23 protein-coding genes and 1 pseudogene are annotated in these 22,334 nt (G+C 55.2%); 10 read left to right on the top strand and 14 right to left on the bottom strand.

Annotated features, from left to right (window positions below; all coding sequences use genetic code 11):
• Window positions 1-10 precede the first annotated feature (10 nt).
• The 3 genes from WD071_RS04105 to WD071_RS04095 form a co-directional block, all read right to left on the bottom strand.
• Window positions 11-1,180 (bottom strand): aminotransferase class V-fold PLP-dependent enzyme, encoded by a 1,170-nt coding sequence (locus tag WD071_RS04105; RefSeq protein WP_368047062.1) that lies wholly within the window; start codon window positions 1,178-1,180, stop codon window positions 11-13.
• 13 nt (window positions 1,181-1,193) lie between these two features.
• Entirely contained in the window at window positions 1,194-2,666 is a 1,473-nt protein-coding gene (locus WD071_RS04100) for an aspartate kinase (protein ID WP_368047061.1), read from the bottom strand.
• A 124-nt stretch (window positions 2,667-2,790) separates the two neighbouring features.
• The gene (locus tag WD071_RS04095) at window positions 2,791-4,173 is read right to left on the bottom strand and encodes a hypothetical protein (RefSeq protein ID WP_368047060.1); all 1,383 of its coding nucleotides are present in this window, start codon (window positions 4,171-4,173) and stop codon (window positions 2,791-2,793) included.
• Window positions 4,174-4,406: 233 nt separating this feature from the next.
• Between WD071_RS04095 and WD071_RS04090 the strand changes: the two genes are divergently transcribed.
• The 3 genes from WD071_RS04090 to WD071_RS04080 all read left to right on the top strand — a co-directional run bounded on the left by WD071_RS04090 (window position 4,407) and on the right by WD071_RS04080 (window position 5,968).
• On the top strand, window positions 4,407-4,973 hold the full coding sequence (locus tag WD071_RS04090; RefSeq protein ID WP_368047059.1) for an isoprenylcysteine carboxylmethyltransferase family protein: 567 nt from the start codon (window positions 4,407-4,409) through the stop codon (window positions 4,971-4,973).
• Window positions 4,946-5,566 (top strand): hypothetical protein, encoded by a 621-nt coding sequence (locus tag WD071_RS04085; protein WP_368047058.1) that lies wholly within the window; start codon window positions 4,946-4,948, stop codon window positions 5,564-5,566. The genes WD071_RS04090 and WD071_RS04085 overlap by 28 nt, the downstream gene beginning before the upstream one ends.
• Before the next feature lie 144 nt (window positions 5,567-5,710).
• Complete coding sequence (locus tag WD071_RS04080) at window positions 5,711-5,968, top strand: DUF4404 family protein (RefSeq protein WP_368047057.1); 258 nt, start codon at window positions 5,711-5,713, stop codon at window positions 5,966-5,968.
• 9 nt (window positions 5,969-5,977) lie between these two features.
• On the opposite strand, the gene holA is transcribed toward WD071_RS04080, so the two are convergent.
• The 7 genes from holA to miaB form a co-directional block, all read right to left on the bottom strand.
• Window positions 5,978-6,985 carry a DNA polymerase III subunit delta gene (gene holA / locus WD071_RS04075; protein ID WP_368047056.1) on the bottom strand — a complete coding sequence of 336 codons (1,008 nt, stop codon included), beginning with the start codon at window positions 6,983-6,985 and terminating at the stop codon, window positions 5,978-5,980.
• Window positions 6,986-7,025: 40 nt separating this feature from the next.
• Window positions 7,026-7,484 (bottom strand): LPS assembly lipoprotein LptE, encoded by a 459-nt coding sequence (gene lptE, locus WD071_RS04070; RefSeq protein ID WP_368047055.1) that lies wholly within the window; start codon window positions 7,482-7,484, stop codon window positions 7,026-7,028.
• Between the two features lie 83 nt (window positions 7,485-7,567).
• A complete protein-coding gene (gene leuS, locus WD071_RS04065; RefSeq protein WP_368047054.1) occupies window positions 7,568-10,057 on the bottom strand; it encodes a leucine--tRNA ligase in 2,490 nt (829 codons plus the stop codon).
• Between the two features lie 56 nt (window positions 10,058-10,113).
• The gene (locus tag WD071_RS04060) at window positions 10,114-10,986 is read right to left on the bottom strand and encodes an HlyC/CorC family transporter (protein WP_368047053.1); all 873 of its coding nucleotides are present in this window, start codon (window positions 10,984-10,986) and stop codon (window positions 10,114-10,116) included.
• Between the two features lie 19 nt (window positions 10,987-11,005).
• Window positions 11,006-11,491, bottom strand: coding sequence for an rRNA maturation RNase YbeY (gene ybeY, locus WD071_RS04055; RefSeq protein ID WP_368047052.1), 486 nt, complete (start codon window positions 11,489-11,491; stop codon window positions 11,006-11,008).
• Window positions 11,475-12,530: a PhoH family protein gene (locus WD071_RS04050; RefSeq protein ID WP_368047051.1), complete on the bottom strand. Its 1,056-nt coding sequence runs from the start codon at window positions 12,528-12,530 to the stop codon at window positions 11,475-11,477. The genes ybeY and WD071_RS04050 overlap by 17 nt, the downstream gene beginning before the upstream one ends.
• A 133-nt stretch (window positions 12,531-12,663) precedes the next feature.
• On the bottom strand, window positions 12,664-14,010 hold the full coding sequence (miaB, locus tag WD071_RS04045) for a tRNA (N6-isopentenyl adenosine(37)-C2)-methylthiotransferase MiaB (RefSeq protein WP_368047050.1): 1,347 nt from the start codon (window positions 14,008-14,010) through the stop codon (window positions 12,664-12,666).
• A 145-nt stretch (window positions 14,011-14,155) separates the two neighbouring features.
• Between miaB and WD071_RS04040 the strand changes: the two genes are divergently transcribed.
• Together WD071_RS04040 and WD071_RS04035 are read left to right on the top strand one after the other, a co-directional pair.
• The gene (locus WD071_RS04040) at window positions 14,156-14,488 is read left to right on the top strand and encodes a DUF1820 family protein (protein ID WP_368047143.1); all 333 of its coding nucleotides are present in this window, start codon (window positions 14,156-14,158) and stop codon (window positions 14,486-14,488) included.
• Between the two features lie 106 nt (window positions 14,489-14,594).
• The gene (locus WD071_RS04035) at window positions 14,595-15,116 is read left to right on the top strand and encodes a hypothetical protein (RefSeq protein ID WP_368047049.1); all 522 of its coding nucleotides are present in this window, start codon (window positions 14,595-14,597) and stop codon (window positions 15,114-15,116) included.
• Window positions 15,117-15,136: 20 nt separating this feature from the next.
• Here WD071_RS04035 and WD071_RS04030 read toward each other — a convergent pair whose 3' ends face one another.
• A complete protein-coding gene (locus tag WD071_RS04030; RefSeq protein ID WP_368047048.1) occupies window positions 15,137-16,411 on the bottom strand; it encodes an aminotransferase class I/II-fold pyridoxal phosphate-dependent enzyme in 1,275 nt (424 codons plus the stop codon).
• Between the two features lie 175 nt (window positions 16,412-16,586).
• Here WD071_RS04030 and WD071_RS04025 point away from each other — a divergent pair, with 175 nt between their 5' ends.
• Window positions 16,587-17,597, top strand: a complete 1,011-nt coding sequence (locus WD071_RS04025; protein WP_368047142.1) for a serine/threonine protein kinase — start codon at window positions 16,587-16,589, stop codon at window positions 17,595-17,597.
• Between the two features lie 7 nt (window positions 17,598-17,604).
• Here WD071_RS04025 and WD071_RS04020 read toward each other — a convergent pair whose 3' ends face one another.
• Both WD071_RS04020 and WD071_RS04015 read right to left on the bottom strand, forming a co-directional pair.
• A complete protein-coding gene (locus tag WD071_RS04020; RefSeq protein ID WP_368047047.1) occupies window positions 17,605-18,135 on the bottom strand; it encodes a TlpA family protein disulfide reductase in 531 nt (176 codons plus the stop codon).
• Between the two features lie 54 nt (window positions 18,136-18,189).
• Entirely contained in the window at window positions 18,190-19,404 is a 1,215-nt protein-coding gene (locus WD071_RS04015) for an acyl-CoA desaturase (protein ID WP_368047046.1), read from the bottom strand.
• Window positions 19,405-19,699: 295 nt separating this feature from the next.
• Here WD071_RS04015 and WD071_RS04010 point away from each other — a divergent pair, with 295 nt between their 5' ends.
• Entirely contained in the window at window positions 19,700-19,921 is a 222-nt protein-coding gene (locus tag WD071_RS04010; RefSeq protein ID WP_368047045.1) for a SlyX family protein, read from the top strand.
• A gap of 68 nt (window positions 19,922-19,989) precedes the next feature.
• On the opposite strand, the pseudogene WD071_RS04005 reads toward WD071_RS04010, so the two are convergent.
• A pseudogene (locus WD071_RS04005) lies at window positions 19,990-20,253 on the bottom strand (cold-shock protein); the annotation flags it as partial.
• A gap of 427 nt (window positions 20,254-20,680) precedes the next feature.
• Between WD071_RS04005 and WD071_RS04000 the strand changes: the two are divergent.
• The 3 genes from WD071_RS04000 (at window position 20,681) to WD071_RS03990 (ending at window position 22,331) form a co-directional block, all read left to right on the top strand.
• On the top strand, window positions 20,681-21,229 hold the full coding sequence (locus tag WD071_RS04000) for a glycine zipper 2TM domain-containing protein (RefSeq protein ID WP_368047044.1): 549 nt from the start codon (window positions 20,681-20,683) through the stop codon (window positions 21,227-21,229).
• 80 nt (window positions 21,230-21,309) lie between these two features.
• Window positions 21,310-21,651, top strand: a complete 342-nt coding sequence (locus WD071_RS03995; RefSeq protein ID WP_368047042.1) for a PepSY domain-containing protein — start codon at window positions 21,310-21,312, stop codon at window positions 21,649-21,651.
• A gap of 5 nt (window positions 21,652-21,656) precedes the next feature.
• A complete protein-coding gene (locus WD071_RS03990) occupies window positions 21,657-22,331 on the top strand; it encodes a response regulator transcription factor (RefSeq protein WP_368047041.1) in 675 nt (224 codons plus the stop codon).
• The last annotated feature ends 3 nt before the right edge of the window (window positions 22,332-22,334 follow it).

Raw genomic sequence — 22,334 nt, 5'->3', positions numbered from 1 at the left:
ACTGGATGAATCAGTTGCGGACTGACAGGCATCGGCAGAAAGTGTCGATTTCCTGTTCAGTATTGTAGTAATGCACCGACGCGCGATTGATGTCCGGCAGGCCCCGTTGCGCAAAATCCAGCTGATTGATCTGATGGCGCACCACCGAGGTGTTGATGCGGTGGCCGCGAAGAAATTTCTGCAGTGCCGATGCGTCATGGCTGTCGCAATTGAACGTGACGATGCCGCTGAGCGCGTCACCTTCCTCATATACATTGACACCGGGCAATTGCCTCAGTTTCTCACGCAGCAGCGCAGCCAGGATGCGCACGCGATCTTCGATAACGTTCATGCCAAGATCGCAGGCGTAGTCAACGGCAACGCCCAGTGCGATCTTGCCGGCGACATAGTGTTCCCAGTTTTCGAAGCGGCGGGCATCGTCGCGAATGGTGAAGTGGTCTTTCCGGGTCCAACTGGCCGAATGCAGGTCGACGCTGGGCAGTTCCAGGTAATCCTGCATGCTTTGTCTGACGTACATGAAGCCGGTGCCTCGTGGTCCGCGCAGATATTTGCGGCCACTGCCGGTCAACATGTCGCAGCCGATTTTATCCACATCAAGATCAATCTGGCCGGCAGACTGGCACGCGTCCAGCAGGTAGAAAATCCGGTGCTTGCGGGCCAGCTTGCCGACTTCTGCCGCCGGATGAATCACTCCGGACTGGCTCGGCACGTGGGTCAGAGCAATCAGGCGCACGTCTTCATCGAGTTTTTGACGCAGGGTCTGCAGGCAAATCTGGCCGTTGTTGTCATTGGGGATGACGTCGATGCGGATATGCCGGGTTTTCGCCAGATGCAGCAGGGTCATGTAGTTGCTGGCGTACTCCGACTGACCGGTGATGATGCGGTCGCCCTGAGCCAGTGGCATTGCCTGCAGCATCAGCGTCCAGGCCCGTGTGGCGTTCTCCATGTAGGCGATTTCACGCGGATTGCAGCGTAGCAGGCGACCGAAGGCGTGATAGAAGTTTTCCTGAGCGTCAAGCGTGGCTTCGCCCGCTTCATAGCCGCCAATGCGCTGTTCAAGCAGCAGGTGTTCAAACAATGCATCGTTGACCGGTTGCGGCGACAGCGCCGCACCGGCGTTATTAAAGTGAATCAGATCATGGCAGGCGGGTGTTTGAGCGCGTAACAGATCTGTATTCATGATGTGCGTCCCGTTACGCCAGTTTGATGGCGCGCCCGTGATTGTAGACCTCGACCAGCTGTTTGTGCATAGCCTTGATGGCGGTAGTGTAATCTTCTTCGTCCAGCACAAACTGGATGTCAACCTGGCGCATGCACTGATGGACGCCCAGAATATCAACACCGGCATCAGCCAGCGCCTGAGCACTGCGCGCCAGCATGCCCGGTATTTTCAGGTCGCTGCCAATGGCGGACACAATACATACCTTGCGCACATTGATCTCGGCGCCGGGGAAGAGTTCACCCAGGCTGGCCTGAATACGTTTCACTGTCTTCAGGTTGGCGGACAGGTAGTGGGTGATGGTATTGGCATTGAGGTCTTTGTTGATGACCTGGGCCTTGAAGCGGGTTATCTGTGCCAGAAACTGTTTCTCGTAGTGGGAAAGATCACCCACCATATCCTGGTCAAAAAGTTCGATGGCGTAAACCCCGACCCGCCCGGCGATGATCTCTACACAAGCGGAGTCACTGACATAGTCGCGGGTAATCAAGGTGCCGCCATGCTCGGGCTCGAAGGTGTTTTTCACGCGCAGGTGAATGTTCTGCTGACGCAGTCCCTTCGCCGCTCGCGGGTGGATCGCTTCCATGCCCAGATTGGCCAATTGGTCAGCAACGTCGTAATTGGTTCGGCCGATCGGCACGGCATTGTCAGCGCCCACAATACCGGGGTCCGCGCTGCTGAGATGGAACTCTTTGTGGATAATGGCTTCTCTGGCCCCCGTGAGTACCGCGATCCGGCTGAAGATCATTTCGCTGTAGCCACGGTCAAAAATGGCCATCAGCCCGCCCTGGCAATGGCTGTATCCGGTGGTGATGGGCAGTTCCTTGTCCAGGTCTATGTCCTTGAAGGCATGGCTGATATTTTCGTCCAGTGAATACTGCTGGGTGCTCGCCCAGCCCGACAGGTCCACAAATCGCGCATTGATGCCGTTCAGTTGCAGAAGCTGGGTCGTGTTGTAGGCGCTGTGAATCTCTCCCAGACTGGCCAGCATTTCCCGGATCGTCTGGATATAGTCGCTCAGGGCAAAGTGACCGTGCTGGCAGAGACTCGACACGTCCTGCAGCACATGTTCGGCATCGTCCAGGCGGCCCGTGATGAACTCATTGGCCTTTTTCAGGTGCTCTTCTTTCTGGCCGACAAACAGCTCGCCATTGATCTCCAGCATGCGTGAGCGCAGATCAGCCATGGCATCACGCCAGCTTTGTTGCTCCTCGGCATCCGAAAAAAGTGCAAAAATACCAGGCTGGCCCGTCTTTTTGTGCTCCAGCAGCATATTGGTAATGCCGGAATAGGCGGAGACCACGAATATGCGCTGATAGTAGTTCCCCTGCAGCGCCGGGTTCATGAAAATGTTCTTTTTGACGGCGTCAAACTGGCTCATTGAGGTACCGCCGATTTTCTCGACGGTGTGCTGGAGATGCGTGTCTGATGCTTGCGCGTCTGTCATTTCGTGTCCTGTGGGTCGGTATGAATTGAACAGCGATTAAGGCTGAGCGGATCAAAGGGGCCGTATTATAGCGCAATGAGCCCGCGATTTCATGTCAGCCCCACAGGCCGCTATCAGCGGCCCCTTACTCGAGAATATGGAAATAGACGTAGCGGGCATCCGGGTCCTGTGGCACCGGATAACCAATATCAGACAGCGTAATCCTGTGGAACAGTTTTTTGTACCGATCACACAGGGAGTTGAAAACGACTTCCTGAATGATCAGCAGATTATAGTGCGTCAACCCCATCTGGCTGGCCTGCTGGCGGATAATATCTGAAATCATGGGGTTCTTGCGCATTTCTTCGTAACGATACGCCTGGATCAGTGCATCGCCAAACAGGTCATAGGATCGAATGCCGCTGCTCTGGAAGGTGCCCTGTACCGAGTTGTATGCCAGTCCCATGGCTGCCTTGATTGGATAACCGTAAGCAAATTTGTCCACTTCAGTATTGAATGCGCGGAACATGAGCAGGGCAGTTTCAACGGCGTGGTCAGCCAGGGTGTCTTTCTGGTCGGTAAGAAACGGATATCCGATAGCGCTGATAAAACCGTCCCCGGTTTCTTTCAGGCGAAAAGCGCGTGACTGCAGCGGGTTGTGTTGGTAGCCCATCATACAGATCTGGGAAAATGCGCGAAAAATCTCCAGAAAGAACGATTGTGTGCGCTCATGTTTGATGGCGCTGGAGTTCTGAACATCAAACACATTAATGATGGCCTGGCCCTTGGCAACCGGCATGGTGTCTTCGAGCTGGTCGCCGGCTTTGATTCTGGCCAGTTGGTGAGGGTACACCAGCTTCGATAGCTGTTTGTACAGGTGTTGCCGGGTGTCGGCGTCAATCGATTTGTAATAGAAGCGTGTCTGAATGCGCCGGAAAAATATCCAGCTGACGATAATGCCGCCCAGATAACCCTGGACAAACTGCATGGCATTGATGGACAGGTACTGCGCGTTGACAAGGTAGACCAGGACAGCGGCCAGCAAGGTGAATACCGTGTTGCGACCCAGCGTCACGGCGAAAGACGCATGATAGGAGAACGCCGTTGTCATCAGGATGACAAAGTTGATCTGGCCGGAAAGTGCCAGAAAGGTATCGGACTGCTCGGCAGTGTTCATTTCCGGCGTAAACACGTAGCTGAGCGACTGGCAGAATCCAAACAGGATGCCCAGCAAAAAGATGTCCAGAACGGTGCGTGAATACTTGTCCAGTCTGGAAAAGATCAATGAAGCCCAGGGATACGCGAAGATCAGCAGTATCGGAAAGGCGTAGGCCAGCAGCGCTTTGTTGGCCATCGGGTTTTCAGCGGCCCTTAAACTCAGGCAGGTAAAGATGGATGAGGCGATCAACAGCAGGGCGGCCGTTTTTCCTGGCCAGTTGCGCAGGGCGCGTGATGCGTCATCGCGCAGTTCGTCGCGGAACTCATCGAGGTGTTCTTTGCAGTACGCCGAGTATTTATCAAAGTTCATATTATTATTGGTCGCTGCGGCTCCGGGATGAATTTTATGGTCGGGCAGTCGGCGATATCACCCCGGGTACCAGATGTCCGGGGCGGTCAACCCGATGCGCCATCCGGCGGTTTGTTACTCTGTCGACGGGTGAGTCGATTATACAGATTTACATCTGATCGGCAATTGCACACGACATAGGCTGAGTGTATAAAAGCATCTACACGATTTATTGGCTGACGGAGTTTCATCGCATGCTTTCCTTGCTCGCATTTGTTGTTTACCTGCTTATTGTGCTCAGTCTGATATGGGGGAGGTTGCGGTTCTTCAAGGTCAACGCCGGTACGCCGCGACTGGCGGCATTGCTTTACGATTTTGCTGTTGCTGTGCAAATGATTCTGACCGCGTATTTCTTCATTAATGTGACGGATGTCACAAAACCTGTCTTAGGATTTTGCCTGCTATTGTATCTGTGTTCCCTGATGCTATTCTGGTGGGCAATTTTTACTGCAAAGTCACTCGATTTTGCTTTTAGTAACCACGTAGGAAGTATTGTGACAACAGGTCCTTTTGGTCTGTTCAGGCACCCGTTTTACGTATCATACATGCTTGCCTGGATTGGCAGTACCGTGTTGTTCAACTCTCCGTTTTTGTGGTTAACACTGGTTTATTTGATCGCCTTTTATGCACTTTCCGCGCGGAAGGAGGAAGGGTTGATTCTGAAGAGCACGCAAGCCGAGCAGTACCAATATTACCAACAACATGTAGGCATGTTCCTACCGAGGATAAAAAAATGGAAGCAATCAAATTCAGAACCTTGACCAATGAGAGCGAAATCGACACATTCCTGAGCCGGTTTGAGAGTTACGTGGGCGTAAAGCTGCCCTATGACTACGCACAGCGCAGCACCTTTGTGGCAGGCTTTAAGGGTGATGAAATGGTTGGTGGTTATATGCTGGTCACCAAGCCCGAATTCCGTAGCCTGATGTTTGTACCTGATTCTGTTCGTGCGGAACATGATTTCTTCAAGAATGATAGTTACGATATGATGGAAATTAACGGGGTCTGGATGAGCGCTTCGCTCAAGACTGCGGCAGAGCAGTTCGGAATCTGGCTGCGCCTTATTCTGGATGCCTTTAAGTGCCGAAAGCAGTACGTATTACTGATGGCCAACCAGCGAAACCTCAATATCCGGCACGTACATGCCATGACCGGTGCCAAGGATATCTATGAGGGTGAGCCCATGCTGATGGCCGGCGAGAAGAGTCACTCGTCCATACGGGTCAGTTACACCACAAGATGGTCGTTACTGTTGAATGTGCCCCGCTACTGGTTCGAGTACAAGAGTCGTGAGCGTCGCTTCCACCGTCGCCTGAAACAGCGTGCTTACTCCAGGATGGCTGCCAAGGCCTGATTCGGGCTCTAGGCGAACGTTGTTGGTAGGCTGGCAAAACCCGCCCGTAAGGATACGGTCGGGTTTGCTTGTGCCGCGGCCAGACAATGACTATGATTACCTGCAGAGCAACGATTTTCGTCGCAGTGGCAGGAGGATCCCGTCTTGAGTCAGGACAAAGTTAAACGGCTGTTAGAGGAATTACGCACCGAGTTATCCGGTACCGATACACTGGATGCAGATACGCGCGAGCTTGCCGAAAAAGTGGATAGAAATATCGACGAACTGGTCGAGTCTTCACAGCCCAACAGCCCGGAGCTGGACGATGCGATAGCCCTCGAGGCCCGTTTTGCCGCAACCCACCCTGTTGCGGAGCGCATTATGCGCGAATTGATTGCCACCTTGAGTCGAATAGGCATCTGACAACCGGTTTCAATCACTGGCGAAGCTATAAACCAGTCTCTCAAGCATTATCCAGGGCGGCACCTGATGCATGCCCTTGACCGCCAGATCGACTTCTCTGACCTGATTCAGCAAGCGCAGTGTTTGTGCTGGTTTTAATCGGCGCAGGGCCTTCTCAGTCAGGGCCTGCTTGTTTTTCCACACCTGATTGCTCTGAAAAACAGCCGCCTGTGCTTCCCCGCGTCGCAAACGGTTGCCCATCTCTGTCAGTTGCCGGAGCTCTTTCGCCAGCATGGCAGTAATCATCAGTGCTTCCGAACCTTCATCACGCATACGCCGCACCGTTTTGACGGCGCGCTGTGCATTACCTGCCAGGCATGCATCGAGCAGTCCAAACACATTGTATCGCGCATTGTCGGCGACACTACGCGCTATACGGTCTGCTGTTATATGCGCGTCTTTGCCAAACAAGAGGCTTAGCTTCTCGATTTCCTGATCCGCCGCCAGCAGGTTGCCTTCGATTCGATCGGCGAGCAATTGCACCGCATCTGCGTCGGCGCGCAGTCCCTGCTGCTGCATACGTTGCTGTATCCAGCGTGGTAATCGGGTAGCGTCAACAGAGTAGATCTGGACGACCAGCGATGCCGCTTCCAGTTTCCGGAACCATTGGGTTTTGGTACTGGCGGCCTCAATACGAGGGCTTGTCAGTAGCAGTATATTGTCGGGCGCAGGGTCGTCAAGGCAGCTTTGCAGTGTCTTGCGCGCAGTATCATCAAGTTTGCTGCTTTTCAGTCGCAGTTCGATCAGTTTTTTGTCGGAGAACAGCGACAGGCTGTTGTTTGCGTTGACCAGTTCCCGCCAGTCGAAACTGGCATCAACGTCGTGCAGTTCGCGTTCGTTGAACCCCTGATCCCGACAAACCCGGCGTACCTGATCGGAGGCGTCACGCATCTGCAGGGGTTCGTCACCACTTAGCCATATCATGGCAGGCAGTGACTTGCCCAGCTGTGTACCTAATTGATCCGCATAGATTTTCATATAAGTCTGTCACATTGGCAGGATGTTGAAAAACCATCTGCTACAGGTTGAGGGCCTGAAGCTGTCGCAGCATCTGTTCCGCCATGGTGCGACGCATGTCCTCCAGCGCCAGATCCCGGGCACTGTTGCTGCCGCTGATATTGGCGGTATCTTCGTAAAAGTTGCCACGGGTCGTGATGGTTTCCGGTCCGCCAATGAGCTCACCATCAAGGTAGAGCGTGGCATCAACGCTCAATATCAGTTCGTACTGACCTGCGCCGGCGCGGGTATTGATGCTGATGGTGCGCTGCTCCAGTGTTTCCGGACTCAGTGCCAGTGCGTAGCCCTGGTCAGCGGTGTCCGCATCGGGTACCGAGGCACCGTTGGCCTGCAGTACCTCGGTGAGCGCGTCCGCCAATGGGTAATAACCCGCGGGCTGAATGATGGCCATCTCATCAAACGACAGGGCAGCCTGGCCGGAGCCTCTCAGTGCAAAGCCGCAGGCGCTGACAGTCAGCATCAGCAGTCCCGTCCCGAGTACCAGCCCCAGTCGCCGTCCCGGTCTCAGTCCAGGTCTCAGCCAATTGCACCTGAAGGCACTCATCAACTCACCACGATGTTGATGAGTTTGCCCGGTACCACAATGATCTTGCGCACCGTTTTGCCCTCGGCGAACTTCTGCACGTTGGCGTCGGCCAGGGCGAGAGTCTCCAGTGTTTTCTGATCGGTGTCCCTGGCGACATTCAATTTCCCGCGCAGCTTGCCATTAACCTGAATCACCAGCTGCATCTCGTCCTGCACCAGTGCACTCTCATCAACTGCAGGCCACGGACATTCAATGATGGCCTCCTTGTGCCCCAGGTGCAGCCACAGCACATGGCAGAAATGCGGCACAATGGGAGACAGAGTCAGCAACACAACTTCCAGCGCTTCGTGCACGATGCTCGTGTTCAGCGCCGTTTGTGACGGCGTCAAATCGCCAGGCGTGTCGTCCTGAAATTTGTTGATGGCATTGACGAGCTCCATGATGGCAGCGATTGCGGTGTTGAATGTCTGGCGCCGGCCAAGGTCATCGGTGACTTTCTGCAGAGTATTGTGAGTTTTGAAGCGCAACTGTTTCTGCTCTGCAGACAACGCCTGCCCGGCAAGTCCGACCAGGCCGCTGCTGTCATGTGCGGTCATGGTGCGCCACAGTTTGCGCAGGAAGCGCGCACTGCCCTCAACGCCGCTGTCTGACCACTCCAGTGACTGGTTGGGCGGCGCGGCGAACATGGTGAACAGGCGCACGGTGTCAGCACCATACTGTTCAATCAAAACGGCCGGTTCAACGGTATTGCCTTTGGACTTTGACATCTTGGTGCCGTCTTTCAGCACCATGCCCTGGGTCAGCAGCCGTTTGAAAGGTTCGTCGGAACCGATCAGGCCTTCATCACGCATCAGCTTGTGGAAAAAACGGGCGTACAACAGATGCAGGATGGCATGTTCGATACCACCGATATACTGGTCCACCGGCAACCAGTAGTCAGCACGCTGATCCAGCATGCCGGTTTTTAAATCGGCGCTGGTAAAACGGGCGTAATACCAGGACGATTCCATGAAGGTGTCGAAAGTATCGGTTTCGCGCTCGGCGTCGGCGCCGCACTTCGGGCATGTTGTCTGGTAGAACTCAGGCATTTTCTTGATGGGTGAGCCCGAATCGGTAAAGCTGACATCTTCCGGCAGAATAACGGGCAGATCCTGTTCCGGTACTGGCACGGCGCCGCAGTCACTGCAGTTGATAATGGGTATCGGGGAGCCCCAGTATCGTTGCCGGGAAACACCCCAGTCGCGCAGACGGAAATTGACCTTTTTCTCGCCTTTGCCCTGTTCGCGCAGCCAGCTTTCTATACTGTCGAAAGCCTGGTCAAAGTCCATGCCGTCAAATTTGCCCGAATTGATCAGGATGCCTTTTTCGGTGAAGGCTTTTTCCGTGAGATCGCAGGCCACATCATCGCTTGCCGGTTTGACGACCTGGCGAATATCGATGCCGTATTTTTTGGCAAACTCGTAGTCGCGCTGGTCATGACCCGGTACTGCCATGACAGCGCCGGAACCGTAAGCCATGAGGACAAAGTTGGCCACATAGATCGGCACCGTGTCGCCGGTGATCGGGTGCACTGCCTTGAAACCGGTGTCCATGCCCAGCTTTTCCATGGTCGCCATATCAGCTTCGGCCACTTTGATATGGCTTTGCTGCTCGACAAATTCGGCAATGGCCGGGTTACTGGCTGCAGCCTCGGTTGCCAGCGGATGCTGGGGTGCCACGGCAACATAGGTCACGCCCATCAGGGTATCAGGGCGTGTCGTGTAAACGCTCAGTTGGTCACGGCCTTCAACATCAAACGTCAGCTCGATGCCTTCCGAGCGGCCAATCCAGTTGGCCTGCATGATGCGCACTTCTTCGGGCCAGCCATCCAGTTTGTCGAGATCATCCAGCAATTCCTGCGCATACGCGGTAATACGGATAAACCACTGCGGTATTTTGCGGCGTTCAACCAGTGCGCCGGAGCGCCAGCCGCGACCATCAACCACCTGCTCGTTTGCGAGCACGGTCTGATCCACCGGGTCCCAGTTCACTTCTGCTTCTTTTTTGTAAACCAGACCCTTTTCAAACAGGCGGGTGAAAAACCACTGTTCCCAGCGGTAGTAATCCGGGTGGCAGGTAGCCAGTTCGCGGCTCCAGTCGTAGGCATACCCCAGCTGTTTGAGCTGGCTGCGCATGTAGTCGATGTTGCTCCAGGTCCATTTGGCCGGCGCAGTTTTGCGCTGCATGGCGGCGTTTTCAGCCGGCAGGCCAAAAGCATCCCAGCCCATGGGTTGCAGCACGTTCTTACCTTGCATGCGCTGAAAGCGGGCGATCACATCGCCGATCAGGTAATTGCGCACATGGCCCATGTGCAGGTGGCCACTGGGGTAGGGGAACATGGCCAGGCAATAGAATTTTTCCTTGCTGCTGTCTTCAACTGCCTTGAATGATTGCTTGCTGTCCCAGTATTGCTGGGCCTGAGCCTCGACTTCCTGAGGCTGGTACCGGGTTTCGCTTGTTGTGCTCATGGATTTCCGTCTGTCTCTGATAGGTCTGCTACTGATAAACGTTTGCCGGGATATTGTTACCCGTCGATACTGTCACTTGCCGCCGGATCATCCAGCAGGGTCAGCTTCAGCAGACGCACCTGCCTGCTGTCCGCATTTAACACGGTAAACAAAAATGATCCGATGGTGACGGTTTCGTCGCGCTCCGGGATGTGCCTCAGGTGCTGTAACACCAGGCCGCCAACCGTGTCGGCTTCGTCGTCACTGAATTCGGTCGCAAAGTGTTCGTTGAACTCGTCGATGGGTGTCAGTGCCTTGACGATGTACTGATTGTCATCGAATTTTTTGATGTAACTTTCATCGTCGACATCATACTCGTCATCAATTTCACCTACAATCTGCTCAAGGATATCCTCGATGGTGACCAGGCCGCAGACCACACCGTACTCGTCAATCACCACCGCCATATGATTGCGGGTTTCGCGAAACTCTTTCAACAGCACGTTAAGGCGTTTGCTTTCCGGCACACAGGTAGCCGGGCGCATGATGTCCTTCAGGTTGAAGCGTTCGGCGTTGTCTGCCAGCGCCAGGGGCAGCAGATCTTTGGCCAGCAGGATACCGATAACCTGATCGGGGTTCTCGCCGGTGACGGGGAAGCGAGAATGTGCCGCTTCGACCACGATGTCCAGAATCTCCTGCAAGGACTGGCGAACCGATACCGTCACCATCTGTGAGCGGGGGATCATGATTTCACGCACCTGCATCTGGGAAACCTGCAGTGCGCCTTCAATAATGCTCAGGGCCTCGGCGTCCAGCACCTGGTCCTGTTCAGCGTTGCGCAGCAGTGTCAGCAGACTTTTGGTGTCTGTGGGTTCATCGGAAAAAACCTGAACAATGCGTTCCAGCCAGGATCGTTGTTTGGGTTCTGTACTCGGTGGTTCTTCAGTCATGCCTGAAATAGTCTCCGTTTTATTGCGTGATATAGGGGTTGCCGAAACCCAGTTTCGCCAGGATCTGAATCTCTTCGGTTTCCATCTGTTCGGCATCGTGATCGTTAACATGATCGTAGCCATTCAGGTGCAGGACGCCGTGCACTACCATGTGCGCCCAGTGCGCAGTGGCGGGTTTGTTCTGTTCCTGTGCCTCCTGCCTAACCACGGCCGCGCAGATCACCAGATCCCCCAATGGCGTCTCATCGAGCTGTGCCAGCATCAGATCGGGCAGGTCGCAGCCGAATGACAATACATTGGTTGCATGAGTTTTGCCCCGGTAGGACTTGTTGAGTGCGGCAGACTCCAGGCTGTCCACGATACGAATGCTGAGTGACACAGGTTTCTCCGCCGTGCCCGGTGCGTTGATCCCGATCAGTGTGGTTTCTGCCCATTGCTGAAAGCGGGCTGCTTCGGGAATGTCAGTTTCACCGCTGTCATTGATCAGGTCAGTTATCACGGTCATGGCTTGAGCCGCTGTCCTGATTCAGAGAGGTGATCGTGTTTTTACGCTCGTATTGGTCATAGGCTTCCACGATTTTCTGCACCAGTGAATGCCGGACCACATCCTTGGAGTCAAAGAAATTGAAGCCGATGCCCTGGACGTCATGCAGTACTTTCAATACGTGGACCAGGCCTGAGCGGGTGCCTCTGGGCAGATCGATCTGTGTGACGTCGCCAGTGATCACCGCCGTCGAGCCAAAACCGATACGGGTCAGGAACATTTTCATTTGCGCCACCGTTGTATTCTGGCTTTCGTCCAGGATGATAAAGGCGCCGTTTAATGTGCGCCCTCGCATATACGCCAGGGGCGCAACCTCAATAACATTTTTCTCGATCAGGCGAGTGACTTTTTCAAAACCCAGCATCTCGTAAAGTGCATCGTACAGAGGACGCAGGTAGGGGTCGATTTTTTGCGCCAGGTCACCAGGCAGGAAGCCGAGTTTTTCGCCAGCCTCAACCGCCGGGCGTACCAGCAATACGCGTTTGACCTTGTCCTGTAACAGGGCCTCTACAGCGCAGGCCACCGCCAGGTAGGTCTTGCCGGTGCCGGCCGGGCCGATGCCAAAGTTGATGTCAAGCTGCCGGATGGACTCGACATACTGGCGCTGGTGTTTGCCACGGGGCTTGACGGAACTTTGCGGCGTCTTGATCAGCACCGCCTTGAAATTGTCCTCAATGTCCTGGGCCGCTTGGCTGTCGCCAGACGCCGGGTCAGGCGCACCCTGATAACCTGATTCTTTTAAGGTCAGGTGCACCATGTCCGGGCTGATCACCGACCCATCTGCCGTTGCCTGATACAGGGTATCGAGCACGCGCGTGCCTTCCCTGATGGCGGGCTGACTGCCGGAGAGCTGGAACACACTGCCACGCTGACGTATTTCCAGGGTCAGTGACTTGGCAATCTGGTGGATATGTTCGTTCAGGTGTCCGCACAGATTGGCCAGGCGAAGCGCATTTTCAGGTTCCAGTGTGAACTGTTGAGTCTGTTGTTCAGTAGCCATGCAGCTGGGGTCATACCTCCGGTCAGTCTGGCGCCTTTGTGCGCAGCAGACATGAGTGTGCGTCAGAATTGAGAGTCCTCAGCCCGTGTGTCCGTTCAGGACACACGGGCCGGTCGGATCAGTATAGTGCAAGTTAAAGTTCACCCGCCAGTGAGTTGGGGAATGCTTCCACAATCTTCACATCGGTAAAGCTGCCCGCCAGCGACAGATCGTCGCAGCGGAAATTAACAACACGATTGTTTTCGGTGCGCCCTTGCATCATGGCATCGCCACGCTTGGAGGGGCCGCTGACCAGAATGCGCTGTGTGCTGCCGACCATGCCTTCGCTGATCGCCGCCGCCTGCCGCAATATCTGCGCCTGCAATACTGCCAGACGATGTTTCTTTTCCTGCTCACTGGTGTGATCGGGCAGGTCGGCAGCTGGCGTGCCCGGGCGGGGGCTGTAAATGAAGCTGAAAGAGTGGTCGTAACCCACATCAATGATCAGATTCATGGTGTCTTCAAAGTCTTTCTGGGTTTCACCCGGAAAGCCGATAATGAAGTCCGATGACATGCTGATACCAGGACGTATGGCCTTCAGCTTGCGGATAATGGACTTGTACTCCAGAACGGTATGGCCTCGTTTCATGGCGGCCAGAATGCGATCTGAACCACTTTGTACAGGCAGATGCAGGTGGCTTACCAGCTCGGGGACGTGTCGGTACATGTCGATCAGATGGGTGTTGAATTCGACCGGATGCGATGTCGTGAAGCGGATGCGGTCAATGCCGTCGATACCTGCGATATATTGTATCAGGGTGGCCATGTTGACAATCTGGCCGTCGTGGCTGAGTCCGCGATAGGCATTCACATTCTGGCCCAGCAGATTGATTTCGCGCACGCCCTGTCCGGCAAGGTGAACGGCTTCGGCCAGCACATCGTCAAGCGGACGGCTGACTTCCTCACCGCGGGTATACGGCACAACACAAAAGGAGCAATATTTGCTGCAGCCTTCCATGATGGTCAGGAAGGCTTCACAGCCTGATGCTTTGGGTTCAGGCAGGCGGTCAAATTTCTCGATTTCCGGGAAAGTGATGTCAACCACCGGGCCTTTGCCACCGGATGCGTTAAGCATGTCGGGCAGTTTGTGCAGGGTCTGCGGACCAAATACAACATCGACATAGGGTGCACGTTTGCCGATAGCCGCGCCCTCCTGGCTGGCGACGCAGCCACCCACTGCGATTTTGACGCCCGGGCGGGCTTCCTTCAGTGCGCGCCAGCGCCCAAGCTGATGGAACACCTTCTCCTGGGCTTTTTCGCGGATCGAGCAGGTGTTGAGCAACAGGATATCGGCTTCTTCCGGCGTGTCGACCAGGTCGGCCTGCTGTGACTCACGCAGCAGATCCAGCATGCGCGATGAATCATATTCATTCATCTGGCAGCCGTGGGTCTTGATGTAGACTTTTTTGCGCGGTGCTGTCGGGTCGGTGGTGGTGCTCATAGCGTATCCGGAAAACGTCGAAAAGCCGCGGATTATAACAGCAAATTGATGCAGATGCTGTATCTGGAGGGTTGGTTTAGGCTACAATATGGGGTCACCGATAGACAACCGCGCAAACACCCACGACGCAAGAGTATTCAGCACAATGGCCAGCCGCCAGGAAATCTACCGCATTACCTTCCTCAACAAGGGCAAAGTCTATGAAGTCTTCGCCCGCCAGGTATACCAGAGCGAGCTTTACGGCTTTATCGAGGTGGAAGAGTTCCTGTTCGATGAGCGCAGTCAGGTCGTGGTGGATCCCAGTGAAGAGAAGCTGAAGATGGAGTTTCAGGACGTCAAGCGCAGCTTTATACCGCTACAGGCAATTCTGCGCATTGATGAGGTCGAAAAAACCGGTGTGGCTAAAATCTCCAGTGGCGACAACATCATGCCTTTCCCGATGCCGGGTTTTGGTACCCGCAATCTGAGTGACAACTAGCCGGCGGCCCGCCAGCGCCATCATATCGTCCCGCTCATTCAGTCTGTGTTCAGCCGTGCTGCTCTATAACTAAGTCCGTGAACCCGGCATTATGGAGGAGCAGCAAATGAAAATGCGAAAGACGTTATTGATATCAGGTCTGGCAGCAACGCTGGTGGCCGCACTGGGTGCGACACAGGCACTGGCTGATCATGACCGCAGGGTGGTCGTTCGTGAAACCATCTACTCGGCGCCGGTGCTGGCGTACCACAGCGGTCCGCTGTCGGTTTATTACGGGTCCTCTTATTATGGACCTTCGCACTCGACAAGAGTGATTACCACCTCTCACCGCACGTCGCCCCGATATAATTCACACGGTCACCGTTCATCGGCGTTTGGCCATGCGCCTTACGGCAAGGCGCATGGCTACCGGAGCAAACACGGTTACGGCGGCCATGACCGGCACCATTATGACCATGGTCGGAACTACTATGACCATGACCGGCACTACGATCGCCATGCGCCTGTCCGTGGCAGCTGGTCACGCGATCGCCGCGAGGTGATTTACGTCGACAGGGACGCACGCAAAAAATCCAACTATCGGCGGGTCGAGCGCAACAGCGTGATCATACGGGAACGCCGGCGCTGATCTCCCCGCTTATAGTCGTCTTACTGTTCCAGCGTGGCCAGCTCAACGCACAGGACAAAGACCTGCATGGCCTCGTCGATTTCACTCAGGCCCGGGAATGACGGGGCCAGGCGGATGTTGCTGTTGGCCGGATCTTTTTTGTATGGCCAGGTAGAGCCGGCAGGCGTCAGTTTGACGCCCGCGCCGGCGCACAATTTGACGACTTTATCGGCCAGGCCCGGCTGGGTATCAAACAGGACGAAGTAGCCACCGTCGGGCCGGGTCCAGGTGCCCAGCGGCCGGCCATTGTGGGTCTTGCCTGCCAGCCCTTCATCAAGGTGTTTAAGCACCAGCTCGAATTTCGGTTGCAGTATCCTGCGATGCTCCTGCATCAGTGCGCGCAGGCCTGGCAGGTCTTTCAGGAAGCGCACATGGCGCAACTGATTGACTTTGTCCGGACCGATGGTGGCGATGCCCAACTGGTCAACAAACCCGGCGATATTCGACTCCGAGCTCGCCAGGAAGGAGATGCCGGCGCCGGCAAACGTTATCTTTGACGTCGAGCCAATGACAACAGCGTTGTCCAGCGTGCCGTACTTCTCGCTCAGAGCCAGCAGGCTTGCCAGTTCCGGCGGATTCTCTACCAGATGATGTTCGGCGTAGGCGTTGTCCCAGATGATGCGGAAATTGGCGCCGGCGATCTTGCCCAGTTGTGCAAAACGCTCAACCACATCATCGGAGTAAACCACGCCGTTCGGGTTGGCGTATTTGGGCACACACCAAATCCCTTTGATCAGGGGATCATTGCGCAGCAGTGCTTCGACCTGGTCCATGTCCGGCCCGTTGCTGTCCATGGTGACCGGGATCATCTCAATGCCCAGGGTTTCGCAGATGCTGAAGTGGCGATCATAACCTGGTGCCGGGCACAAAAACTTGATTTTACCTGCGCTGCCTGCCTCCTTAATCCATGCCTGTTCGCTGTTGTTCACCCCATGATAATAGGCGTTGGTAACAACCTGGTACATCAGCTGCAAGGAGCTGTTGCCCCCGACCAATACCTGAGAGGGTTTGGCGCCCAGATAATCTGCCGCAAACTGGCGTGCTTCCGGAATGCCCAGAGCGCCGCCGTAGTTGCGCGCATCACTGCCATCGGCGCAGCTATAGTTGCCTTGCAGAATGCCATCCAGTGCGTCACTCAGGGCGAGCTGGGCGGTAGCTGGTTTGCCCCGGGTCAGATCCAGGTTGAGTTTCTTTGCCTGAATTTGTTGATATTGGTCTAACAGATTCTGATGCTGGGCTGCGTTGTTGCTGCTCAAGAAAGACTCCTTGCTGACTCTGGCTGCGCGTTTTATTGCGTATGCTGAGTGCTCTTGCTGAGATAGGGACGGGTTGAAGTTTTCGGCTTCAAAACGGTATTTTACAGTATACTCGCGCCAAACTCGATCCACAGGCTACAAATACATGCAGGATAAAACCATGACATCCCCGACGCTGATGCATCCCTACGAGCTGCTGGGCCCCGACCAGGTGCTGGACGCGGTGGAGAGCCTCGGCCTGGAAACCACAGCGCGCGTTTTCGGGCTTAACAGCTATGAAAACCGGGTTTATCAGATCGGTCTGGAGTCAGGTGAATACGTTGTCGCCAAATTTTATCGGCCTGAGCGCTGGAGCAACGAACAGATTCTTGAGGAACACAGTTTTGCCCAGGAGCTCGCCGATCTGGATATTCCGGTGGTGCCGCCGATGTGGATCAGTCCCGGTGCCGGGCAGGCGGAACAGACCTTGCACAATTTCAGCTGCGGTGAGCAGAATTTCCGTTTTGCGCTGTTTCCCCGCCTGGCAGGCAGGGCGCCCGAGCTTGATAATCCCGACAATCTGTTGGTGATGGGGCGATTTCTTGGGCGCGTGCATCTGGCCGGCGCGCAGCGACTGTTTGATCATCGCGTCTCCCTGAGCATGGATCAGTTCGCCATCGCCAGCCGCGAATTCCTGCTCGGCAATGACTTTATCCCATCATCTTTGGTGGCCGCCTACGACAGCCTGAGCCGTGATCTGATCGACAGGTTGCGGCCCGTGTTTACGCAAACCAACAGCTGTCGCGTGCTGCGATTACATGGCGACTGTCATCCGGGCAATATTCTGTGGCGCGACGAGCGACCGCATTTTGTTGACTTCGACGATGCCATGAACGGTCCCGCGATTCAGGATCTGTGGATGATGCTGGCGGGTGATCGCGATCAGCAGCAAGGACAACTGCTGGAGATTGTTGAAGGTTACGAAGAGTTTTATGACTTTGATGCGCGAGAGCTGGCACTGATTGAACCGCTGCGCACTTTGCGCATCATGCATTACAGTGCCTGGCTGGCGCGGCGCTGGCAGGATCCGGCATTTCCGCACAGCTTTCCGTGGTTTAACACCGAGCGTTACTGGGCCGAGCACATCCTGGAGTTGCGCGAACAGATGTCAGCGCTTAATGAACCGTTGCTGCGTTTGTATCCCTGATCCGGCTTCATTCTGCCAACAGCGGTACCAGCGACGCTTCCAGCAGCTCGGTATCGCCTTCCCGAAAGCCCTTGTGGACTTTTCGCACGACACCGTCCCGGTCGATGAGAAAGGAGGTCGGCATGCCAACGACGCGGTACTGGTCCATGACATCGGCAGTCGCATCAAGTACAACGGCGTAGGCCAGCGGTACTTCCAGGTCGTCAAGAAATTCCGTGGCGTCTGCCACCGGGTCGTCGATGGTTATGGCCACCACCTCAAAACCCTGGTCGCGATATTGCTCGTAAAGACCGTTGACCTGCGGCAGAGAGCGCAAACAGGGCAGACACCAGGAGGCCCAGAAGTCGACGTAAACGATCTTGCCCTGCAGGTCACTGAGCTGAATGTCCGGGTCGCTGGCGCGCACACCCGGCAGCGTAAAGTCTGGTGCACGATCACCTTCTTCGACAGCTGAAGCGATTGCTGGCGCAAGCAAAGCCAGTGCCATGGCGCAAGCTGCAAGGATGGGTTTGCTGATTAATGCAGGTAAAACAGTCATGGTTATCCTGAGGTTAATGCCAATGTTGGTTTGAGTGTGCCCAGGCAAGTTCGGTTACGCCGTGATCCGGGGTACATCAGAGAAGCTCTGAATCAGCTCGCGCCAGCGCTGGCGGCGCAATTTGAGTTGATAACGAACTTCCCGATAGTTGTCGCGCAAGGCGATCCGGTCCCATTTTTCATGAATCTGATCATGGATCTGACTGGACTTGGCGGCATACCACTGCTGACGGTGCTGGGCCCACAGATCAAGCGTTTGTTTCAATTGCTGATATTCATCTTCCAGGCGCATACGCCAGGTATCGGCATTGGCCAGCTGATCACAGCGCTCGGTGGCTTTGCGGTATTGCATTTCCAGGCGCGCGGTTTCGATGCTTAACGGCGAAACCCGCTTCAGGTCACTGGTCAGGCCAACCCATGAACAGCTGCGAATCAGCCATTTGGTCGGGTCGTAGTGCCACCAGCGAATGCCGTTGCGGTAATCCCACTGAAAAGTGTGATGGTAATTGTGATAACCCTCGCCATAGGTGAGCAGTGCGATAACGGGATTGTCACGTGCGGAGCTTTTTTCACTGAAGGTCTGGCTGCCCCACATGTGGGCCAGCGAATTAATCAGGTAGGTTACATGCTGGCTCAGTACCAGGCGCAACAGACCGCCCAGCAACAAACCGGCGATGATGCTGCCGCCCAGGTAACCCAGAAATGCAGGTAGCGCGATATTCATGAAGAGCACCAGCGCCAGGTAGTGTTTGTGCTGCCATTGCAGAATGGGGTCTTTTTGCAGGTCCTTGATATTGGAAAAATCCTTGGAACTGCTGGGGTAATGGCGAAGTATCCAGCCGATATGGGAAAACCAGAAGCCGCGACCAGCCGAGTAGGGGTCCTTGTCATTGTTGTCAACAAAGGCATGATGCCGACGGTGGTCGGAGGCCCAGTTAAATACATCGTTTTGCAGCGCACAGGCGCCACCCAGTGCGAACATGAAGCGCAACACCGGATGCGCCTTGTATGCCTTGTGCGACCAAAGCCGATGGTAGCCTGCGGTAATGGAAATGCCGCAGAAACCCATCAGCAGGATAAACACCAGCCAATCGTAGGCGCTGTAGCCATAAACGAAGCCGTACAAAGGCACCAGAGTAACTGCGAACAAAGGGGTCAGCGTAAACAGGATCATGTTGACCCAGTTCACCGGTGCATGCTCCCAGTTCTCACTGGTTGAGGGCTCTGGCGTGTTCTGTGATGAGGTTTGTGATGAAGATTGACCGGTCAAGACGACGTGCCTCCTGCATAACGATAATACGAGTGATCGGGGCCTGGATTCGGATGGCTAACCAAGTCTCTCGTCATGGGTATTAAGACAGTTATTTATCGCTGATTATTACATGACTTGCCAATTAATAAAAAGATGAATGAAAACAGCCGGGCACAGCCAGGTGCATGAATCCGGCTGGAGTGATGGCCAGCCTCGCGTTATCATCAGCCTGAATGCACGGCCTGACCAATGCAGTGCCGAGCTTTGCCCTAGTTCGGGCAAACACCTACGTGTTACTGAAAGGGGGTTAATTATGTCTACCGATACAACGCTGGTCGATCTGCAAACCCGGTTTGCCTTTCAAGAGGACAGTCTTCAGGCCCTTAACGAGGTTGTCACCCGACAGCAGCAGCAGATAGAAACTCTGACGCGAGAGCTTGGTCTGCATCGGGAAAAACTGGCTGAGCTTCTGGAGGCGCAATCCGAGAGCATGGTTCAAAGTGGCGTCGCAGAGGACCGGCCGCCCCATTACTGATTCGGGCTCATCAGCAACAAGCTGAACTGGCCGGCAGCTGCGATATCCATCCTGCAACCAGCCGGTTCTCAGCCCTGAACGGCAGAGACGTCGTCAGCCTGCAGGCCTTTGTCGCCCTGACTGACACTGAACTCAACGCGCTGGCCGTCTTTAAGCACCCGGTGGCCTTCACCGCGAATCGAGCGGAAGTGCACAAAAACATCATCACCGCTGTCGCGCGTAATAAAACCGAAGCCTTTGCTGGCGTTGAACCATTTGACCTTGCCAAGTTCCCGCGACGCATTGCTGGTGCTGGTGCTGGTGCGTCGCGGCGCAGACTTGCGCTTTGTGACTGGTTTTGTCCCCAGCTGTGCCAGCGCGGCTGTTGCCAGGCAAGCCAGAAAGATCAGCCCGATATAAAAGATGGGGGTGTCGATCAGTGGATGCAGGAAAAAAATGACGGGAATACTGATCAGGGTGACTAAAATGGCGGAAACAAGGGTTTTGCGGAACATGTGTCATCTCTTGGTGGTGCGTAGGCCAGCGGTGTACCTAAGGCATGGTGGATTGTAATTTTTGTTATATGAAGCAGCCCGGATTGTACCTGCATCTCCCTTAAAATCAATAGTCTATGTCTTGCCTGCGTGCTGTATGCGGCTGAGTTTCAGTTTGCGGAGCCCGAATCACCAGATCCCGGAACATATTGTCATGCCATTCAGTCTCGATTCAGCTGCCGCGCACTAAAGTGACTGACGTGACATATCAATATGGAGATGCACCATGAAAAAGTCCGTAGGCAAGATGTTAAAAGCGGCAGGTACCCTGGGTATAGGGGCCGGGGCCATGTGGATATCATCATCTGCTCTGGCCCAGACACAATATGTATATGCCGATGTGCTGGACTCGCGCCCGATTTATCAATCGGTAACCGTCTCGGCTCCCCGGGAGGAGTGCTGGCAGGAACAGGTGCGGGTCAAGGATTCACACCGCTCGGGCAGCCGTACACCGGCACTGATCAGCGCCATCGTGGGTGGTGCGCTGGGAAATGCTGTGGGCAACAACAGTTCCAGTCGCAAAGTGGGTACCGTTGTGGGTGCCGTGTTGGGGCACTCTGTCGGGCGTGATATAGTGGCTGCCAACAGTCGGCATGAGCCTGCCCGGTATCAGACGGTGCAACAATGCGAGCTTGTCGAGGAATATTACGACGAGGAGCGGCTGATGGGTTACCAGGTCAGATACCGCTATAACGGTGAAGATTTTTCCGTGCGTATGGATGATGATCCGGGTGAACGCATCCGCTTGCGGGTGCAGGTCGAGCCGGTGCGCTGAGGGCCCCGGTGGCGGATTGGCTGCCTGGCTCGCGGCGCCGGTAATGAACAGTCAATACCAGTCATTTTCAGTGGGGTTATATGGAACTGCCAGTTTGGATAAGGGGTCATCTGCAATGCATCCGGAAGCTTGTCTGGTCTGGCGCACTGGGTTTGATAGTTGTCGGCCTGCTGGCCGGCATGCCGGTGGCAGCCATGGCCCAGCCGCAGGGCCAGGCAGATCAGGCGTCCGAAGAGCAGGGTCGCCCGGTCAATCAGGAACAGGCACTGGCAATAGTGCGGGCAAATTTCCCCGGCACGGTGATCAGCATTAACGAGGTGCGCCAGGACGGGCGCCTGCGGTTTCGGGTCAGGCTGGATAACGAGGGAAATATCTACACGGTTTTTGTTGATCAGGCGACCGGCGCCCTGGGCAGGGAGTAGGGCATATGCGGTTGTTGGTCATCGAGGATGAGAGTTTGTTGCGTCAGCAATTAAAAATGGGGCTGGAGCGCGCCGGTTATGTTGTTGATGATGCCTCTGACGGCAAAACGGGCCTGTTCCAGGCCATCGAGTACGACTACGATGCCGCCATCATCGATCTTGGGCTGCCGCAGCTTGACGGTATCAGCGTTATCTCAAAATTGCGAGAAGCCGGTAAAATGTATCCGGTGCTTATCCTGACCGCCCGCGGCGACTGGCAGGATAAAGTAGCAGGCCTGGACGCGGGTGCCGATGATTATGTGGTGAAACCGTTCCGGCTGGAAGAGATACAGGCCCGGCTGAATGCCCTGCTGCGCCGAGCGGCGGGTTTTGCCAGCCCTGTCATCAGTTGCGGACCGGTGCAGCTGGACACCGCTGCCAAACGCGTCACCGTCGACGGCGCTGGTGTTGAACTGACCGCGTATGAGTACAAAACGCTGGAATACCTCATGCTGCATCCCGATCAGGTCATTTCCAAGGCCGAACTGACTGAACATCTGTACGCCCAGGACTTTGATCGCGACAGCAATGTGCTGGAAGTTTTTGTACGCCGTTTGCGGCAGAAACTGGATCCTGAGCAGACGCTGCAACCGATTGAAACCGTGCGTGGCCAAGGCTACCGCATGCGGGCAATGGATTGAAAC

Origin of the sequence: Pseudohongiella sp. (assembly GCF_040877505.1) — a bacterium.
GTDB lineage: Bacteria > Pseudomonadota > Gammaproteobacteria > Pseudomonadales > Pseudohongiellaceae > Pseudohongiella.
Note: the sequence above shows the minus strand (reverse complement) of the source record. Positions and strands in the feature narration are given on the sequence as shown.

What these genes read in the sequence shown, in the direction of transcription:
- WD071_RS04105 (WP_368047062.1), bottom strand. Translation starts at nt 1,180, where the DNA reads ATGAATACAGATCTGTTACGCGCTCAAACACCCGCCTGCCATGATCTG.
- WD071_RS04100 (WP_368047061.1), bottom strand. Translation starts at nt 2,666, where the DNA reads ATGACAGACGCGCAAGCATCAGACACGCATCTCCAGCACACCGTCGAG.
- WD071_RS04095 (WP_368047060.1), bottom strand. Translation starts at nt 4,173, where the DNA reads ATGAACTTTGATAAATACTCGGCGTACTGCAAAGAACACCTCGATGAG.
- WD071_RS04090 (WP_368047059.1), top strand. Translation starts at nt 4,407, where the DNA reads ATGCTTTCCTTGCTCGCATTTGTTGTTTACCTGCTTATTGTGCTCAGT.
- WD071_RS04085 (WP_368047058.1), top strand. Translation starts at nt 4,946, where the DNA reads ATGGAAGCAATCAAATTCAGAACCTTGACCAATGAGAGCGAAATCGAC.
- holA (WP_368047056.1), bottom strand. Translation starts at nt 6,985, where the DNA reads ATGAAAATCTATGCGGATCAATTAGGTACACAGCTGGGCAAGTCACTG.
- lptE (WP_368047055.1), bottom strand. Translation starts at nt 7,484, where the DNA reads ATGCTGACTGTCAGCGCCTGCGGCTTTGCACTGAGAGGCTCCGGCCAG.
- leuS (WP_368047054.1), bottom strand. Translation starts at nt 10,057, where the DNA reads ATGAGCACAACAAGCGAAACCCGGTACCAGCCTCAGGAAGTCGAGGCT.
- WD071_RS04060 (WP_368047053.1), bottom strand. Translation starts at nt 10,986, where the DNA reads ATGACTGAAGAACCACCGAGTACAGAACCCAAACAACGATCCTGGCTG.
- ybeY (WP_368047052.1), bottom strand. Translation starts at nt 11,491, where the DNA reads ATGACCGTGATAACTGACCTGATCAATGACAGCGGTGAAACTGACATT.
- WD071_RS04050 (WP_368047051.1), bottom strand. Translation starts at nt 12,530, where the DNA reads ATGGCTACTGAACAACAGACTCAACAGTTCACACTGGAACCTGAAAAT.
- miaB (WP_368047050.1), bottom strand. Translation starts at nt 14,010, where the DNA reads ATGAGCACCACCACCGACCCGACAGCACCGCGCAAAAAAGTCTACATC.
- WD071_RS04040 (WP_368047143.1), top strand. Translation starts at nt 14,156, where the DNA reads ATGGCCAGCCGCCAGGAAATCTACCGCATTACCTTCCTCAACAAGGGC.
- WD071_RS04035 (WP_368047049.1), top strand. Translation starts at nt 14,595, where the DNA reads ATGAAAATGCGAAAGACGTTATTGATATCAGGTCTGGCAGCAACGCTG.
- WD071_RS04020 (WP_368047047.1), bottom strand. Translation starts at nt 18,135, where the DNA reads ATGACTGTTTTACCTGCATTAATCAGCAAACCCATCCTTGCAGCTTGC.
- WD071_RS04010 (WP_368047045.1), top strand. Translation starts at nt 19,700, where the DNA reads ATGTCTACCGATACAACGCTGGTCGATCTGCAAACCCGGTTTGCCTTT.
- WD071_RS04000 (WP_368047044.1), top strand. Translation starts at nt 20,681, where the DNA reads ATGAAAAAGTCCGTAGGCAAGATGTTAAAAGCGGCAGGTACCCTGGGT.
- WD071_RS03995 (WP_368047042.1), top strand. Translation starts at nt 21,310, where the DNA reads ATGGAACTGCCAGTTTGGATAAGGGGTCATCTGCAATGCATCCGGAAG.
- WD071_RS03990 (WP_368047041.1), top strand. Translation starts at nt 21,657, where the DNA reads ATGCGGTTGTTGGTCATCGAGGATGAGAGTTTGTTGCGTCAGCAATTA.